This window comes from Agrobacterium sp. rho-8.1, from assembly GCF_033957725.1.
Lineage (GTDB): Bacteria > Pseudomonadota > Alphaproteobacteria > Rhizobiales > Rhizobiaceae > Agrobacterium.
Window position 1 is genome coordinate 1,579,618 of record NZ_CP192789.1, and the last position, 16,926, is coordinate 1,596,543.

Consider the following 16,926-nt stretch of genomic DNA (forward strand, 5'->3'; position numbering starts at 1 on the left):
AATCTCCTTTTGTTGAAGCCACTATCCACCATTCCGAATTCGGGATAAATCCGGTATAGTTGAAATCAGTATTCCATTAATGGGGCAATTCGGATGAATCATCTGAATGACATGGCACTGTTCGTTGAGGTCGCGAGAGCCAAGAGTTTCCGTAAGGCGGCGGAAGCCGCAGGCATCCCCAACTCCACGCTGTCACGCCGTATCAGCGAGCTGGAGAAAGCCATCGGTCTAAGGCTTTTGCATCGCACGACACGCAAGATCGAGCTCACCGAAGCGGGTCAGCTTTACTACGCCCGATGCAAACGCGTCGTCGATGAAGCACGACTTGCGCATGAGCAACTTACTGAGATGTTGGAACAACCAACCGGGGTATTGCGGGTATCGTTGCCAGTCGACCTTGGCACGCTGTACCTTACGCCGATCATCGCGGATTTCGCACGCCAGTATCCCGGCATCACGTTCGAGTTCGACTTGACCCCACGCCGTGTCGACCTCGTTACCGAACCATTCGACGTCGCCATCCGGATCGGCAAACTCGAGGATTCCGGCCTGATAGCACGTCTCATTGGACGGCATTCACGCTATCTATATGCTTCCCCCGAATATATCGGTGCATCCGGCGCACCCACGACACCTGCGGAACTGGCAGGGCACGAGTGCATCTGCATGCCGAGGAGCCCCAAGTGGACCCTTCAGAGGGACACCGAGAAGGTTGACGTCGAAATCAGCGGACGCTTTACGCTCAACAGCGTAGGCATGATCAGCGCGCTTGCGGTGAGCCATCAGGGAATTGCACTGCTACCCGAGAAGATTGCGGCAGATGATTTGGCTTCTGGACGGCTTCAGCGCGTCATGCCCGATTGGGAGGGACCAGCAGTCAGCATCTACGCTGTCACTGAAACCCGCCTTATCCCAGCCAAGACCCAACGCTTTATCGATTTTCTCACGTCCAAACTTATGTGAATGCTTTGGGCTGAGTGGCCGAAGCGCATTTGTTGGGACCTGTCTCATGCCATCCCCTAGTCCGGTACTTCGAGATCGCAGACAGAACTGCGTCTCGCCGACGGAGGCTTCACGTCGGCTAGACGACATGCTTATGTAGCCAACGCTAAAAAGCGGGAGAGCAAGATGTGCAACTTGTACACCGTCCGAACGTCAGCCGCCGAGGTTGCCGCTCATTTCGGCGCACCGAACACTCTGCAAACCAACGCGCCTGAGGATGTCTATCCCGGAACACCTGGGATGGTGGTCACTGAGAAAGATGGCTTGCGAGAGCTTCGCTCGATGACATGGGGTTTTCCTTTGCGTCTCAAAACTATGAAGCCAGAGGCACATATCGAGGCGGTGGCTGCGGCGACCCTCCCAAGGCGACAGCCGACACTTGACCGATACCTTCGCGAGCGGGTGTTCGAGGACGGCGGAGCCAGCTTCCTGGACACGCTAGACGTTCACGTGGCTGCCAAGTTCTAACGCTACCTGGGTGATTTCCTGGTTCTTCACGATATCCGGGATCAAATGCCTGAAGGCAGAAGCGTAAGTGAATGGGGGTTCCTGCTCGCTTCCAGGGGAGAGCCCGCGATCCGTGCGTTGATTTCTGATGTGATCAAGCAAAACCCACCTAACAAACGGCGGGTCGAGACTGTGCTTGGACCCATGACACGATGGCTCCGCCGCAACCTCTCGAAGGCGGTTTACGAACCGATTGCCGACTTGATCCAAGATATTCTCGAGCGAAATATGCCGTATGGCCCAAGTGAGACAATCTTTAAACCTGTAGAGGTTCGCCATCTATATTGTGTGAATACTGCGCATGCGGACTTCGGGATGCACAAGGATCGGATCAAGGCGTTGATCCAAGAAAACATTCCAGGGTTCCAGCATTACCTTCCGACGTCTCAAGCGTATTTCGATGCAACTTTGGGTGCCCAGATTCTAAGAGCGGCATCGGAAACCCTTACAAGCAAGGAGGCGGCAGTCGTCCTTGGCTTGACCGAGGCCAGGATGGATGATGTCTTGAAACTGAATATCATCGAATGTGTTGAAAAACGCTCAGACGATACTCGCCCCTACACGCGAATCCGCGAGGCGGACCTGAGAGGTTTTGAGCGCAAGTTCGGCGCAAACATGACCGCGGTGCAGACCCACGACGGAACGATTTCCATCGTTGAAGCCTGTCAGGCTTGGCACCTTCCTTTCCAACACGTAGCGTCCATGATCTTCAGCGGAACCGTCAGGTCTTACCTGCAGCAGGGAGATGGGCCGTTCTTCACCCGGATTCGCGTTGACCATGATGGTTTTAAACCTGATGTAAGTCCCATAGCCGGTGGTGATGAACACTGGATGCGAACGAAAGAGGTCGAGCGTGTTCTCGGGACAACTACCGCTACGGTTAGCCTGCTGATTGAACTTGGCTACCTGCACGTCAGAAGCTCCCGTCGTGAAACAGGTAAAACAGTCAAACTGGTTGAACGCCAGTCTGTTCTAGACTTCGAAAGAGATTATGTCTCTCTGTCCCAAATTGCCAAGTCGAGGCAAGGCTACAGAGCAACGATCAAAAATGAACTCGACTTAGCTGGGATCGCGCCGATTTTTGAGCCGACGGGTTTTATTGCGCGCTTTTACCGCAAATCGGACGTCTCCCAAATCGGGTAACGTCGACCCCAAAACCGAGTATGATTTCCCAGCTCGAGACCCGCTCCGGCGGGTTTTTTTTATGTCCCAATCCTGAATGTGCCCAATTCAAACGCAGCGGAATGGCCCGATGTTTTCAGGAGCACTCAAAATTCGTCAATCTTTTCAGTGCAGATTACGCGAAGATGGACAAACCAAAACCGCGTAATCAATATCGACAATCTGGTGCATGGATTCGTGCAGACACGGCAGAACATGATAGCCTCGACCATCAAGGTTCCCGGCCTAATGGAACGCCGCCGTATGGCAACAGCGACCGATCCGGTTACGGCCCGCATGATGCCATCTGAAGAGGGAATGTTGCTCGGCTTCTCTACTAGCCTTGCACAACTGGAGTCTGCAAGAGATGCCGCTGATGGCGGGGCAGGGGGATACTTCTCTCCGTTCAACATCTGGATCGATGGGACCTTCCTTGCCCATAACCGCGAGGAAAACGGAAACAAGTGGGGCAACTTTGCAATGGTTTCCGCCGGGGCGGACTACCTGCTTTCGGATAAGGCATTGATCGGGGTCTCTTTCCACTACTACCGGATGACAGACCCAACCAATGAGGACGCGACGCTGACTGGCAATGGCTGGCTCGCCGGCTCCTACGCTTCGTTCGAGATTGGCAAGAATGTCTTCTGGGATACAAGCCTGCTTTACGGCGGCTCTGCCAACGACATCGATACCCTATTTTGGGACGGCACATTCGATACCAGTCGCTGGCTGTTCGACACCTCCATCAAGGGGCAGTTGAACCTTGATGAGGTCACGGTGCTCACGCCAAAGCTTCGTGCAGTCTACACGTCGGAAACGGTCGATGATTACGAGGTTACGAATGGCGCTGGAGATATCCTTGATCTGTACGGGTTCACCAGCGAACAGTTGCGCGCCAGCCTCGGTGCAGAAATATCGCGGCAGATCACCCTTGACAACGGTCTCATTCTGACGCCGAAGATCGGCGCAACAGGCGGTTTTTCGGGTCTTGATGGCTCTGGTGCCTTCGCACAGGTGTCCGCTGGATTATCGATGCAAACAAGCCAGGAGTTCGACATCGACTTCGGCCTGCTCTTCAACATAGAAGGTGATGGTGAGCAATCGGCTGGTGCACGAGTGGGAATTAGTGGGCGGTTTTAGCAGGGCATCAAGAGCCCGAGCGACGACCGCTGCTCATGGTGCGGCGAGCTTTGCTTATCGTACGGTGGGTGCGGCACCTAAATTCAGAGGGCAATTCTTCTCAATAATCATCGTGCTGCGTCAATTTCTTTGCAGAGATTGCCCAATGATCTTGAGGAGGACACTTCGTTCGTGACCGAGGGAGCAAAGCATTGCCCTGCCTACATTCTTTACCTCGCAAATGAACAGGTCATCGGTTCCGACCCCCTTCAAGGCGAGCGCATAACTCTTTTTCTAGCGTCGGACGAAGCTAAGGAGGCTATCCTATTCTGCTTTCTAAAACCTGGATGGAAAGGTCATTCAAGTAGCTTGATATAGGTGAAAGTTAGGTGGTAGATCACACCAATCATACTCATCGATCCGCTATGGTAGGTCACCAGATAGCTGGCTCGAAATCCAACTATAAAAGAATGAAGGCGGTCTAGCATTCATGGCAGAAATTCTCAATGCCCCTGGAGCGCAGGCTGTCAATCCAGCCCGGTTAGGGATGCGGTTGCGGTTGGCTCGCCAGACGCGGGGTATGACGTTGAGGGCACTTGCTTATGCCGCTAACTGCTCTGAAAGCCTGCTGTCGAAAATCGAAAATGGCAAAGCGTCACCTTCATTGCCCATGCTGCATCGTTTGGTGGGCGCGCTCGATACGAATATTGGTTGGATGTTTGAAGCGTCGGACGGCGAGGAGGGTATTGTCTTCCGTGCTGGTACACGGCCGCTGATTGCGCTTGATCCCTTGCGACGCGGCGAGGGGATTTCGCTGGAACGGATCATACCCTATTCAGCTGGCCATTTGCTTCAGTGCAATATCCATCACATCGAGGAGGGTGGCGAAAGTGCTGGCCCAATCCAGCATGCGGGCGAGGAAGTCGGGTATCTTCTGGTGGGGGCGATTGAGCTGATTGTTGATGGAAAAAGCTATATGCTGACGGCTGGTGATGCCTTTGTCTTCAATTCCGAACTGCCGCATCATTATCGTAATGCGGGCCAGGATCGAGCCAGCATTTTTTGGGTTAACACGCCGGCCACATTCTAAAAACCTGCTTCTGGAAAATTCAATTCAAGAGACTTGACAAAAATTCAAGTCTCTTGAATTATGCCCCTGTGCTTAAGCGCCTGATAGCCCGGCGACGGGATATTTTGAAAAACAAGGGGAATCCGAATGCGCCTTTCCAAATTCTTGATACACAGCACCGCAGCCGTCGCCATGACGTGGGCTTTCGGCACAGCATCCGCCAGCGCAGACACTTTTGCTCTGGTTACAATCAACCAGCAGGCTTTGTTCTTTAATCAGATCAATGACGGTGCGCAGAAGGCCGCAGATGCTGCCGGTGCGAAACTGGTGATCTTCAACGCCAACAACGTGCCTGCCGCGCAGAACGATGCGATCGAAAACTACATCACCCAGAAGGTTGATGGAATCATTCTCGTCGCCATTGATGTCAATGGTGTGAAGCCGGCCATCACAGCCGCTAAGGCAGCGGGCATTCCAGTCGTCGCTATCGATGCGCAAATCCCTGGCGGAGACAATGTCGCCTTCATCGGTGTCGACAACGCCAAAGCGGGCGAGGACATTGGCAAGTTCTTTTCCGATTATGTGAAGTCCGACATGGGGGGCGCTGCCAAAACCGGCATTGTCGGTGCACTCAATTCCTTCATCCAGAATCAGCGTCTCGATGGCTTCAAGAAGGCGGTGACGGACGGCGGCCAGAAAGTAACCTTCCTTGATACGGTTGATGGTCAGAACCAGCAGGACATTGCACTGGGTGCCGCCGAAAATCTCATGACCGCCAATCCTGACATGACGACGATCTACGCCACAGGCGAGCCACAGTTGATCGGCGCCGTCTCGGCTGTCGAAAGCCAGGGACGGCAGAAAGACGTCAAGATATTTGGTTGGGACCTGACCGCGCAGGCTGTCAAGGGCATCGAAGAAGGCTGGGTCACCGCCGTCGTTCAGCAGGATCCGGCTGGCGAGGGCAAGGCTGCCGTCGAAGCGCTGACCAAGTTGAAAAAGGGTGAACCTATCGAACCGATCATCAACGTTCCGGTTACGATCGTCACCAAGGCTAACGTTGCCAAGTTCAAGGACATGTTCAAGTAAGCGCGCGTCTTTCGGCCAAAGCCCAGCCCCATCTGGCTAGTGGCCATCGTCTCCCCGCTCGCGGGGAGACAGAATTCGCGGCACTCCCCGTCATTAACCCTCTGCGTTTGCGTGTGTCGGGTGAGGTGCGGTTGAGCTGCAAAAGATGCGGTGCTTATTGAAGCCCTTATGAACAGGAACGCCACTATGACAGACGGCGAAACATACCGTGTCCGGATGACCGGTATTTCGAAACGCTACAATCCCATCCAGACGCTGGACAATGTCTCGCTGACCCTCAAGCCCGGCGAAGTTCTGGGGTTGGTCGGTGACAATGGCGCCGGAAAATCGACACTGAGCAAAGTGCTGTCGGGTGCCGTCATTCCGGATAGCGGCACCATCGAGATCGACGGCAAAGTCGTTTCCTTCTCCTCGCCGGCCGATGCACGTGCCTCCCATGTCGAGATGGTCTATCAGGACCTTTCGCTTTGTGACACGGTGGATGTCGCTGGTAATCTGTTTCTCGGCCGTGAACCGCGTCGTCATGTCTTGGGCATGTCTTTTCTCGATAAGAAGAAAATGCACAGTTTGACGCGCGAGATGCTCGACCGGCTGGGCATCGTTATTGCTGATACAAGGCTCAAGGTCGAGAACCTGTCGGGTGGTCAGCGCCAGTCGATCGCCATCGGCCGCGCAGCATCGTTCGAACCCAAGGTTCTTATCATGGACGAACCGACGGCGGCTCTTGCGGTGGCCGAAGTTGAGGCCGTGCTCGAACTGATCCGCACGGTCAGTGCGCGCGGTGTCAGCGTCATTCTCATTACACATCGCCTGCAGGATCTGTTCCTCGTCTGCGATCGCATTCAAGTCATGTATGAAGGGCGCAATGTCGCCGAGCGGCTGATTGGCGAGACCAGTATCGAGGAAGTCGTCAATCTGATCGTCGGGCGCAAGTTCTCTGCCCGCTCCGCCCGGCACGGCAATGAAAATGGAGTTTCAGCATGAGCACGCCGTCATCTCAAGCCGGGCATGCCGGATCGCAAGTTTCTCCATCGCGGCTGCGCAAGGCGACGTTCTGGGAAAAGTTGCTGGCCAATGGCAGTGTCGTCTCCATCGCGCTTTTTTTTGTCGTCGTATGCGTTGTCTTTTCGTTCATAACCGATGCCTTCCTGACCGCGCCAAATCTGCTGAATATCATCCGCCAGTCGGCACCGCTCCTGATCGTTGCTGCCGCCATGACCTTCGTCATCACCACCGGCGGTATCGATCTGTCTGTCGGCTCTGTTCTGGCACTCGTTGCCACTTTGTCGGCCACGGCTCTTCAGGCAGGGCTCGCATGGCCACTGGTCATTCTCTTGATGCTGTCGTTGGGCGCTATCATCGGCGCGATCCATGGCTTCTTCATCGCCTATGAGCGTATCCCGGCCTTCATCGTCACCTTGGCGGGCCTCTCCGTCATTCGAGGACTGGCACTGCTGATTACTGGCGGTTACTCGATCCCCGTCGATCCGGCCAGTTTCTTCAACGTCATTGGCCGCTCCTGGTTTCTGGGCGTCCCGGTGCCAGCCTGGATTGCACTATCTATATTGCTAATCGCCCATATCACCTTCAATGAGACGCCCTTCGGACGCTACGTCACCGGTATCGGCGCCAATGCCGAAGCCGTGCGTCGTGCTGGCATCGACACGCGCTTCACGACGATGTTCGTTTATATCCTGTCCAGCACGGCCGCAGCACTCGCCGGTATCATCGTCACTGCACGTCTCGGCTCAGGGTCTTCAAATGCAGGTCAGGGCTTCGAACTCGAGGTCATCGCCGCTGTCGTTCTGGGGGGAACCAGCCTGTTTGGTGGGCGCGGCACACTTGTCGGGACAGTGCTCGGTGCGCTCACCGTCGCGGTTATCGCCAATGGCCTGATCCTCGCGCACATGTCGCCGTTCCTGACGCCGATCGTCACCGGCACTATCATCCTGATTGCCGTCTGGCTCAATTTCCGCCTGTTTCGTGGCGCAGTCAGGGGTAAATAGACATGGATCATCTGTTCGATACGACACCCAAACGGCGAGCGGAGATAGGCGTTAAATCCGGAACGGTGATGACGGTTCTCGGACCTGTTCCCGTCGCCGACATGGGCGTCACCCTCATGCACGAACATATTCTGCTCGATGGTGCCAAATCCTGGCGCTGCCCTTGCCATCCCGAGGCGCAGGCTATCGGCGAGCAGAAGGTCAGCATGGAGATCATCGGCGAGCTGCGGATGAACCCTTATATGAATCGCGATAACGTCTCGCTGGATGACAGCGATCTGGCGTTATCGGAACTGACGCGGTTTCAGGCATTGGGCGGACACACGGTTGTTGATACGACCAATGTCGGCATCGGCCGCGAACCCGCAAAGCTTGCCCGCATTGCGAAGATGTCCGGTCTGAAGATCGTCATGGGAACCGGCTTTTATCTCGAATTCAGCCATCCCGAGTGGTTGAAATCCATGGGCATCGATGAGGTCACCGCGTTCATCGTCAACGATATCGGCGGTGGAGAAACACAGCCGGAGGTCATGGCCGGTATCATCGGAGAAATCGGCGTCAGTAAGGATTTCACAGCCGAAGAACGCAAATCGTTGCGGGGCGCTGCGCGGGCATCGAAGATCACCGGAGTACCGCTTTCCATCCATCTTCCCGGCTGGGAACGCCTGGCTCACGATGTTCTGGATGTGGTGGAGGAGGAGGGTGCCAACCTGCGCCATACTATCCTGTGCCACATGAACCCCAGTCATGATGATCTGCCGTATCAGAAGGCGCTGGCGGCGCGCGGTGCTTTCCTAGAATACGACATGATCGGCATGGACTTCTATTATGCCGATCAGGATGCGCAATCGCCATCCGACGAACAGAATGCCCGCGCCATCCGTTCACTGATCGACATGGGATACGGCGACCGTATTCTGTTGTCGCAGGACGTGTTTATGAAAATCATGCTCACCCGCTACGGCGGCTTCGGTTACGGCTTTATCCTCAAGCACTTTCTGCCTCGCCTCATGCGACACGGCGTCGATCAAACGACCATCGACCAGATGCTCATCGACAATCCGAAATCTGTTTTTTCCAGCGTGATCTGAAACGCTGAGCGACATATCCAAGGAGTTTTCATGTCCAAGTCCAAAGTTCTTCTCGCAGGCGAATCCTGGGTGTCCACGGCCACCCACATCAAAGGCTTCGACCAGTTTCCGACCGTTACCTATCACACCGGTGCAGACGAGCTGTTGGCCGCGCTCAAGGACAGTCCTTTCGACGTCCAGTTCATGCCAGCACACGAAGCACAGCGCGACTTCCCGCAATCGCTGGAAGCGCTGTCGGCTTATGATGCAATCATCCTGTCGGATATCGGTGCCAACACGCTGCTTTTGCATCCTGACACATGGATCCACTCCAAAACCACTCCAAACCGTCTACGCCTGTTGCGGGAGTATGTTCAGAACGGGGGCGCGCTCCTGATGTTCGGCGGTTACTACAGCTTCCAGGGCATCAATGGTGGTGCGCGCTATCGCAAAACGCCAGTCGAAGACGTCCTACCGGTTTCCTGCCTTGCCTATGATGATCGTGTCGAAGTGCCCGAAGGTTTTGCGCCTGTCGTCACCGGCGATGCAAGCCACCCGATTCTTAAGGGTCTTGGGACCGATTGGCCGATTCTGCTCGGTTACAACGAAGTGACGGTCAAAGACGATGCCGAGGTTTTGGCAACGGTCTCGACGGACTATGGTTCTCAGCCGCTGCTGGTAACGGGAACCTATGGTAAGGGCCGCACGGTCGCCTGGACCTCCGATGTCGGTCCACACTGGCTGCCATCGAGCTTCATCGCCTGGTCAGGTTACAAGACATTGTTCGAACAGATGCTCGCCTGGGCGACAGTGAAGGCCTGAGCCATGCGCGTGCATGTCGTCGGCAATGTCTGCATAGACACCACATTCAGTCTCGACCGTTTGCCGGAAGCGGGCGAAACGCGCAATGCGGCGAGCCATACGGATGGTCTCGGCGGCAAGGGTGCCAATCAGGCTGTTTCCGCTGCACGTACCGGAGCGTTGGTCACACTTTGGGCCGCCATCGGCAGGGATGCGAATGGCGACTGGATTCGAAATGGACTGGCGGGCGAGATCGACAGGGCCTGTTTAACCGAGTTCGATCTGCCGACGGACCGCTCGACGGTGGCTGTTGACGCGAGGGGCGAAAACATCATCATCAGTAGCGTCTCTTGCGCCTTGGCATTTAACCCACTGGTGCAAACTGACTTTGGAGACACCATAGAACCGGGTGACGTGCTGGTGGTGCAGGGTAACCTTAACCCCGCGATAACCGATGCGTGCCTGCTCGCCGCGCGTAGAAAAGGCCTTACAACAATTTTCAATGCGAGTCCGCTGGTACCGGACGGGCAACCCCGTTTCGAGGCTGTGGACTTCGTCATTGTCAATGAGGGTGAGGCGCAGTCTATCTCGGGTTCGCGGCAGCCGGAAGACGCGGCTACCATAATCAGGGGTCTTGGCGCAGGCTACGTAATCGTCACGCTTGGATCGCGTGGTTGTCTTCTTCTCGGCAGCGGCAGCCTAGAACCTGTTTATATCGTTGCCCCAAAAGTTGCCGTTGTCGATACCAGCGGAGCCGGCGATGTGTTGTGCGGTGTCTTTGCCGGATGCCTTATTCGAGGAATGCGGCAGGAGGCTGCGCTTGGCGTCGCTGTGGCGGCATCCGCGCTGGCGGTAACGCGGATTGGTACGCTTGCCTCTTGTCCCTCGGCCGATGAAATATCAGTCCTTATCAAACAATCAGAAACGGAAAGCGCATGACACAGTCTTCAAAATCGGTTGGACCCGGTGCCAGTGATGCGATCACTTCTCTCTTTGGACGCAGCAAGGCCGTCATAGGCGTCGTGCATTTGGCTCCCTTGCCTGGCGCGCCGCGCTACAGAGGGGAAGCTGTCGAGGATGTCTATCAACAGGGGCTAAACGATGCCCGTGCCTATCTCGAAGGTGGTTGCGATGGCGTGATCATCGAGAACCATGGTGATATTCCGTTTTCCAAGCCCGACGACATCGGTCCTGAAACCGCCGCCCATATGTCCGTCGTCTCCGACCGCATTCGCCGCGAACTCGGTCGACCGATAGGCATCAACGTTCTTGCCAATGCGGCCATTCCGGCACTTGCCATTGCGAGTGCTGCGGGCGCTGGTTTCGTGCGCGTCAACCAGTGGGCCAATGCCTATGTCGCCAATGAAGGTTTCATCGAGGGCGAGGCTGCCCGCGCGATGCGCTACCGAGCGACGCTCCGCGCCTATGGGATCAGGATATTCGCAGATGCCCACGTAAAGCACGGAGCGCATGCAATTGTTGCCGACCGTCCGGTGGAGGAACAGGTCAAAGATCTCGTCTTTTTCGACGCCGACGCGATTATCGCTACCGGCCAGCGTACGGGACACGCGGCGGATCTTGGCTATATCCGTATGATTAAGGAGGCCGCTGGATTACCGACACTGGTTGGTAGTGGCGTCACGCCGGACAACGCCCGTGATATCCTCGACATCGTCGATGGCGTCATCGTTGCAAGTTCCTTGAAGTATGACGGTGTCTGGTGGAACAAGGTTGAGAAGGCCCGGGTAACCGCCTTCATCAAGGGTCTGCGACCATGAAACCACACACACATGTCAACGGTGAGCGACTGTTGAAACGTCTTGATGATTTCGCCGCGATCGGGGCAACGCCTGCGGGGGGTGTCAATCGGCAGGCTCTTTCGCCCGAGGACCGGGAGGCGCGCGCTCTTCTTGCCAGTCTCGCAATCGAACGGGGCTTTACAGTGTTTCAAGACGACATGGCCAACCTGTTCCTCCGCCGCGAAGGGAAAAACAAAACGAGCCCACCCTTTCTGATTGGCAGTCATCTTGATAGCCAGCCAACTGGGGGTCGTTACGACGGTGCTCTGGGAACGCTTGCTGCATTCGAAGTTTTGGAGACGCTTGAAGATCACGGCATCGCGACGGATGCCCCGATCGAAGTCGTTGCCTGGACCAATGAAGAAGGTAGTCGGTTTGCCCCGGGAACGATGGGCTCTATGGCATTTTCGCTTGGACAAATTCCGCAAGAATGGCACGGGCTTCGCGGCACGGACGGGGTTTCCTTTCAAGATGCGCTGATTGGTACGCTCGCCGCGCTGCCCGCTGCGGAACGACGGGCTATCGGTTTTCCGATATTGGGCTATCTCGAACTACACATTGAGCAAGGGCCAATGCTCGAAAAGGAAAAAATTCCGGTCGGAGTCGTCACCGGCATACAAGGGACGCGCTGGCTTGAAGTCACTGTAACGGGGCAAGCGGCGCACGCCGGAACCACCCAGTTGGCTTTTCGTCGCGACCCTATGGTGGCTGTCGCTTCTGCACTGCACATGCTCCACAACACGATCATGCCGATGGACGAAAACGCACGCCTGACGGTTGGACGGATCGCAGCTCATCCCGGTTCGATCAATGCTATTCCAGGGTCCATCGTCCTGACGATCGATTTGCGCCATCCAGAAATCGACAGACTGGACGTCATTGAAGCCCAAGTTCTGCAAGCTTTTAAGGCTGCAGCTGCCGCGCAGTCCTGCCTGGCTGATCTTCGCAAGACATTCGACATGAGCCCAGCCTCGTTTTCCAGCATCAGCATCAACAGCATCGAAGCCGCCGCTCGTGACCTTGGACTGGCTTTGAAGCCTATGGTTTCCGGTGCATTCCACGACGCTCTCTACGTATCGCGCCTGGCACCGACCGCCATGATTTTCGTACCATGCAGGGATGGGCTTAGCCACAATGAAGCGGAATATGTCGAGCCACAACATAGCGTCGCAGGCGCACAGATATTGTTTCAGTCGACTTTGAAAGTCTTGGACGCTTTAGCCAGAAACTCGCAGCGCTGGTCTTGATGCCAGTGATGTGAAATTCTCGAGAACCCATGTTGCTCGTTCGGTTTTGGTTCAAGGCGTCCATCCCCTTGGTCCGGCCGTTCATATTTTTTCAAAGCGCCGCGCTGGCTACGCCCAATCGACCTTTCCGTTGAAGTTATTGCGACCTTCAGACACGAGTTCAATGGCAGCATGACGAGGCAAGGGACTCGATAAAAGAAAACCTTTGCCGTTTTCTATGGGAAAGCTGGTCACCAGCTTGGTCCTTCGATGACGCCACGTGTGAGCAAACCGTCGCCTCTTTCGACAATCCGATTTTGTTGATGGGGTGATCAATTCCTACCGCTATCGTTACGGCGTTGATCCCTCCTTATTCGAAGATAAAGATGCGAGAAGGTTCACCGGACGTTATGTCAGGCGTCCTGTCGGGCTTCGGCCATAACGTGCCGCAGGAAGCTCCCGCAGACCTTTGCGGATACAATATGGGAACTTGGCGCTTGATAATTCCATAAACTCCTTGGGACACGTCAAATTGTCTCGTGAACAAAGTGGGACCTCTCAGGTGTCATGGATATTAAAAGGGCTTCATGAGCACGCCGTGATTGTCGTCGCGTTCACTGTCCAAGCTGTTAGGTTTCGGCATTGCCACCGTCCCTTCGTCGCGCTAATCCCTTCAAAGGAAGCTGATATCCTGTGATATGCCCAAATCATGGATAGCCTTGTGAACCATGGCATTATTTCAAAAGCCAGCACGCTGATGACTTTGCGCGTTACCAGAGTGTTCATTCTGCGGAGGAAAAATGGGTTCGGAAAACAGCGAGATTAGTGGCTTCGATACAAACACATTTTTCGCTGGAATAGCACGCGGCGTTGGGGGCGGTCTTTTGTTCGCTCTGCCGATGTTTATGACGATGGAAATGTGGGAACTCGGCTTCTACATGGATCGCACCCGGCTGTTGCTCCTTCTTTTGATCAATTTGCCGCTGTTAATTGTCTTGTCTCGCCGCATAGGGTTTGAGCAGACCTCAGGTTGGCGGCAAAGTGTCCGAGATGCTATTATCGCATACGCATTGGGTATCGCAGCAAGCGCTTTGATTCTCTCCTCTATAGGCGTGTTACATGCTGGTCAGACGTCCCATGAGATGGTGGGTATGATCGCCCTGCTGGCGGTGCCGGCGAGCATTGGTGCCATGTTGGGCCGGAGCCAACTTGGTGGCGAGGCTGACGATGAAGAAACCGAGGATGACGACGATCCAGTTCCAAATCGCGGGACGAGTTATGGCGGCGAGCTTTTTTTGATGGCAGTTGGTGCACTATTTTTAAATCTGAACGTGGCGCCAACCGAGGAGATGATCTTGCTCTCGTTCAAGATGACGCCTTGGCACGGCCTTGTCATTATCGCAGCGTCGCTGATCATCATGCATGGGTTCGTTTACGCGCTGTCATTTCATGGAAGCCACGATCTCGAGGAGGGTACGCCAAGGTGGCATGCTTTTGTACGCTTCACCTTACCGGGCTACGTGATAGCGGGGCTCATCAGCGCCTACTGTCTCTGGACGTTCCACCGAACTGACGACCTGGGTTCCACACAGGTGCTTATGGCGGTCGTCATCCTGAGTTTTCCCGGTGCCATCGGAGCGGCCGCAGCTCGACTTATCCTTTGAGGGCTTTATGACCAAAACAATCGGCGACAAAAGTCTTGAGGCTAACAATCCGCACTGGATCGAGTGGGTCACCGGACTGGTATCCGCATTAGTCGTACTTGTGGTGATTTTCTGGATCGCAAACGACGCGTTTAAAGATCATGATACATCACCCGACCTCACCGCCACCGTGGTCATCACTGAACAGCGCAGCAACGGGTTTCAGGTATCTTTTGAAGTGTCGAACGTTGCAAGCGCAACGGCTGCGCAGGTCGCTGTCCACGGCGAAATCCGTGATGGTTCCGATGTCATTGAGAGAGCGAGCACCGTACTCGACTATGTCCCTGGAAAATCAAAGGCGCGAGGAGGTCTGATTTTCAGTAATGATCCCACAGGCAGGATCACTCTCCATGTGTCAGCCTTCAACGAGCCCTGAGCGCCGTTTTACGAAAGGGCGCGAACGCCAGACGGCTGGTCAAAAGGCGGCAGCAATAGTTGTTTATGACCAAGCCCACGCGTCTTTTATGACCGTAGTTCCACAAACCCTGAAATTTTGCCCAGTTAATCCAAAATATGGATCACGACTTTCTGCTCAACCAGATCGTGTCGAACGCTCCTGTAGTCTGCACTTAACGAAAAAGGGGTCGGGTGCCACCCAAGGGCCGCACGCCGGCAAGCTTGTCAGCCCCCATGGGCTGCGGGCTGGCGGGGAAACTTTACAATAAGGAGTTTTGTAGACGACACTCATCAAGCTTCGCTTATCGCTGGTCCGACGGAAGCGATGGCCGTCCTTCGGCAAGTCTTCCGAAAAGATCGAGCGTGAAATCGAGCAGTTGGAACTGGCTCTTGAGGACCTTTTGATCGCCGCCTCTGAGGGCAATACGGCCCCGGTCGATGAAGCCGATGAGACGGCGTCTGTTGTGCCCCTGGCGGATGCGTCGGAAAAGATCATGCGCCGACGCCCACGCGTGTCCGACAAGGCGGTTCGCGAGCGCCGAGAACTCGATCCTGGCTCCTGCTGCCCGGAATGCGGAGGTGAGTTGCGCCTTGTCGGTGAGGACGCCAGCGAAATCCTCGACATGATTGCGGCGCAGATGAAGGTGATCCAGGTCGCTCGATTGAAGAAGTCCTGCCGCTGCTGCGAGAAGATTGTGCAGGTCCCTGCGCCCAGCCGCCCGATCCCTGGCAGCATGGCGGGCGCTGGCCTCCTGGCGTACATTCTGGTCTCGAAGTTCGATGATCATCTGCCGCTATACCGTCTGAACGAAATCTTCGCCCGCATGGGCGTCGACATTCCCGACAGCACGATGGTCGATTGGTGTGGTCGCGCCATGCGAGTGCTTCAGCCTCTTATCGAACGGATCGAAGCTGCAATCATTGCAAGTGATCTCCTTCATGCGGACGATACCGCGATCCGGGTGTTGGATCGCTCGCTGCGAGACAAAGGGCTGGGCAAAGGCGTGAAGAAGGGCAGGATATGGACGTATGTTCGCGATCAACGTCCCTGGGCTGGAGCCTCCCCGCCGGGTGCAGTCTACTATTTTGCGCCTGACTGGAAAGAAGAGCACGTTCATCGTCACCTCGGGCAATCAAGCGGTATCCTTCAGGCTGACGGCTACAAAGGATATGGCAAGCTGTACTCACCTGGAGCGGATGGGGCTCTCTATTCAAGCTTGGCCCATGGCCATAGCAACTTCATGATAGTTCGATGTGACGGTACTGCGGTTCTCGATCCGGAAGATGTATGGATTCTCCTCCGGATTACGCCACCGGAACTGCGCCTTGGGGCTTGAGACAAGCCGTTTCAACGCTTTTCCGACGGGGTTGCCGCGTTCATTCCGACCAAACAGGAGACAGGTTTTCGCCTTGCCCAGTTCCGGGGCCCTGAACCATTTCCGCATCAAGGGTTTGATGCTGGATCGGTATTTGTGTCCCAGCCAATGCGCCATTTTCCAGAACACGAAATGGTCGATGCGCCGGAAGACGTACGCCGTGAAGTCGGTGAACTTGTAGAACGCCGCCCATCCCATCAATTGGCGGTTCAGGCCAGCGATCATGTCGACCGTACTGACACTATGGTTGCCGGAAAGGGTTTCGGTAAGTCTGCGAACAAACCCCTTTGCCTTTTCCTTGGGTATCCGTCCCGGCCTCGATGGCGTTCCCTATGTGATCGACACGGCAACCCACCGCTATACTGCGAAAAGCACCTTCACCACGGACATTTCAGCCACGCTCTATGATGGCAAGTCTTCGTCGGAAGATGGCGGCGACGGCGAAGGCGGCGGCGGTGATGGCGGTTCAAGTTCCGGTAGTGGAACGAACGGCGGTGGCAAAGTCGCGCCGAACAGCGCCCCCGGCATCCCGGCCACGCCTGCGCATTTCCTGACGCCACGACGAGGCCGGACGGATGAAAACTAGCGCTGGTTCAACTTGG

At 55.6% G+C, this 16,926-nt stretch carries 17 protein-coding genes and 1 pseudogene; 17 read left to right on the forward strand and 1 reads right to left on the reverse strand.

The annotated features are described in order from the left end of the window. Positions 1-93 precede the first annotated feature (93 nt). From RMR21_RS22090 to tnpC, 16 genes and pseudogenes are all read left to right on the forward strand, one after another. Complete coding sequence (locus tag RMR21_RS22090) at positions 94-963, forward strand: LysR family transcriptional regulator (protein ID WP_498671547.1); 870 nt, start codon at positions 94-96, stop codon at positions 961-963. A gap of 165 nt (positions 964-1,128) precedes the next feature. Continuing rightward, positions 1,129-1,470 (forward strand): hypothetical protein, encoded by a 342-nt coding sequence (locus tag RMR21_RS22095; protein ID WP_498671548.1) that lies wholly within the window; start codon positions 1,129-1,131, stop codon positions 1,468-1,470. A gap of 45 nt (positions 1,471-1,515) precedes the next feature. Next, the gene (locus tag RMR21_RS22100; protein WP_498671549.1) at positions 1,516-2,652 is read left to right on the forward strand and encodes a hypothetical protein; all 1,137 of its coding nucleotides are present in this window, start codon (positions 1,516-1,518) and stop codon (positions 2,650-2,652) included. A 216-nt stretch (positions 2,653-2,868) separates the two neighbouring features. Next, positions 2,869-3,810, forward strand: coding sequence for an autotransporter outer membrane beta-barrel domain-containing protein (locus tag RMR21_RS22105; protein ID WP_498671550.1), 942 nt, complete (start codon positions 2,869-2,871; stop codon positions 3,808-3,810). A gap of 469 nt (positions 3,811-4,279) precedes the next feature. Next, positions 4,280-4,879 (forward strand): cupin domain-containing protein, encoded by a 600-nt coding sequence (locus tag RMR21_RS22110; RefSeq protein ID WP_498671551.1) that lies wholly within the window; start codon positions 4,280-4,282, stop codon positions 4,877-4,879. Between the two features lie 126 nt (positions 4,880-5,005). After that, entirely contained in the window at positions 5,006-5,947 is a 942-nt protein-coding gene (locus tag RMR21_RS22115; RefSeq protein ID WP_498671552.1) for an ABC transporter substrate-binding protein, read from the forward strand. Positions 5,948-6,133: 186 nt separating this feature from the next. After that, entirely contained in the window at positions 6,134-6,931 is a 798-nt protein-coding gene (locus RMR21_RS22120) for an ATP-binding cassette domain-containing protein (protein WP_498671553.1), read from the forward strand. Then, positions 6,928-7,953 carry an ABC transporter permease gene (locus tag RMR21_RS22125; RefSeq protein WP_498671554.1) on the forward strand — a complete coding sequence of 342 codons (1,026 nt, stop codon included), beginning with the start codon at positions 6,928-6,930 and terminating at the stop codon, positions 7,951-7,953. The genes RMR21_RS22120 and RMR21_RS22125 overlap by 4 nt, the downstream gene beginning before the upstream one ends. A 2-nt stretch (positions 7,954-7,955) precedes the next feature. Next, positions 7,956-9,044, forward strand: a complete 1,089-nt coding sequence (locus RMR21_RS22130) for a phosphotriesterase family protein (RefSeq protein ID WP_498671555.1) — start codon at positions 7,956-7,958, stop codon at positions 9,042-9,044. A 30-nt stretch (positions 9,045-9,074) separates the two neighbouring features. Beyond that, a complete protein-coding gene (locus RMR21_RS22135; RefSeq protein ID WP_498671556.1) occupies positions 9,075-9,845 on the forward strand; it encodes a glutamine amidotransferase in 771 nt (256 codons plus the stop codon). A 3-nt stretch (positions 9,846-9,848) separates the two neighbouring features. After that, positions 9,849-10,763, forward strand: coding sequence for a ribokinase (locus RMR21_RS22140; RefSeq protein ID WP_498671557.1), 915 nt, complete (start codon positions 9,849-9,851; stop codon positions 10,761-10,763). Continuing rightward, complete coding sequence (locus RMR21_RS22145) at positions 10,760-11,602, forward strand: BtpA/SgcQ family protein (protein ID WP_498671558.1); 843 nt, start codon at positions 10,760-10,762, stop codon at positions 11,600-11,602. The genes RMR21_RS22140 and RMR21_RS22145 overlap by 4 nt, the downstream gene beginning before the upstream one ends. Next, positions 11,599-12,870: a Zn-dependent hydrolase gene (locus RMR21_RS22150; RefSeq protein WP_498671559.1), complete on the forward strand. Its 1,272-nt coding sequence runs from the start codon at positions 11,599-11,601 to the stop codon at positions 12,868-12,870. The genes RMR21_RS22145 and RMR21_RS22150 overlap by 4 nt, the downstream gene beginning before the upstream one ends. A gap of 779 nt (positions 12,871-13,649) precedes the next feature. Continuing rightward, on the forward strand, positions 13,650-14,513 hold the full coding sequence (locus RMR21_RS22155; RefSeq protein WP_498671560.1) for a TIGR02587 family membrane protein: 864 nt from the start codon (positions 13,650-13,652) through the stop codon (positions 14,511-14,513). 7 nt (positions 14,514-14,520) lie between these two features. After that, positions 14,521-14,928 (forward strand): TIGR02588 family protein, encoded by a 408-nt coding sequence (locus tag RMR21_RS22160; protein ID WP_498671561.1) that lies wholly within the window; start codon positions 14,521-14,523, stop codon positions 14,926-14,928. A gap of 355 nt (positions 14,929-15,283) precedes the next feature. Beyond that, a pseudogene (tnpC, locus tag RMR21_RS22165) lies at positions 15,284-16,141 on the forward strand (IS66 family transposase); the annotation flags it as partial. 18 nt (positions 16,142-16,159) lie between these two features. Here tnpC and RMR21_RS22170 read toward each other — a convergent pair. Further along, positions 16,160-16,630: a group II intron maturase-specific domain-containing protein gene (locus RMR21_RS22170; RefSeq protein WP_498671877.1), complete on the reverse strand. Its 471-nt coding sequence runs from the start codon at positions 16,628-16,630 to the stop codon at positions 16,160-16,162. Here RMR21_RS22170 and RMR21_RS22175 point away from each other — a divergent pair. Further along, complete coding sequence (locus tag RMR21_RS22175; protein ID WP_498671562.1) at positions 16,548-16,910, forward strand: hypothetical protein; 363 nt, start codon at positions 16,548-16,550, stop codon at positions 16,908-16,910. The genes RMR21_RS22170 and RMR21_RS22175 overlap by 83 nt on opposite strands. Positions 16,911-16,926: the final 16 nt, after the last annotated feature.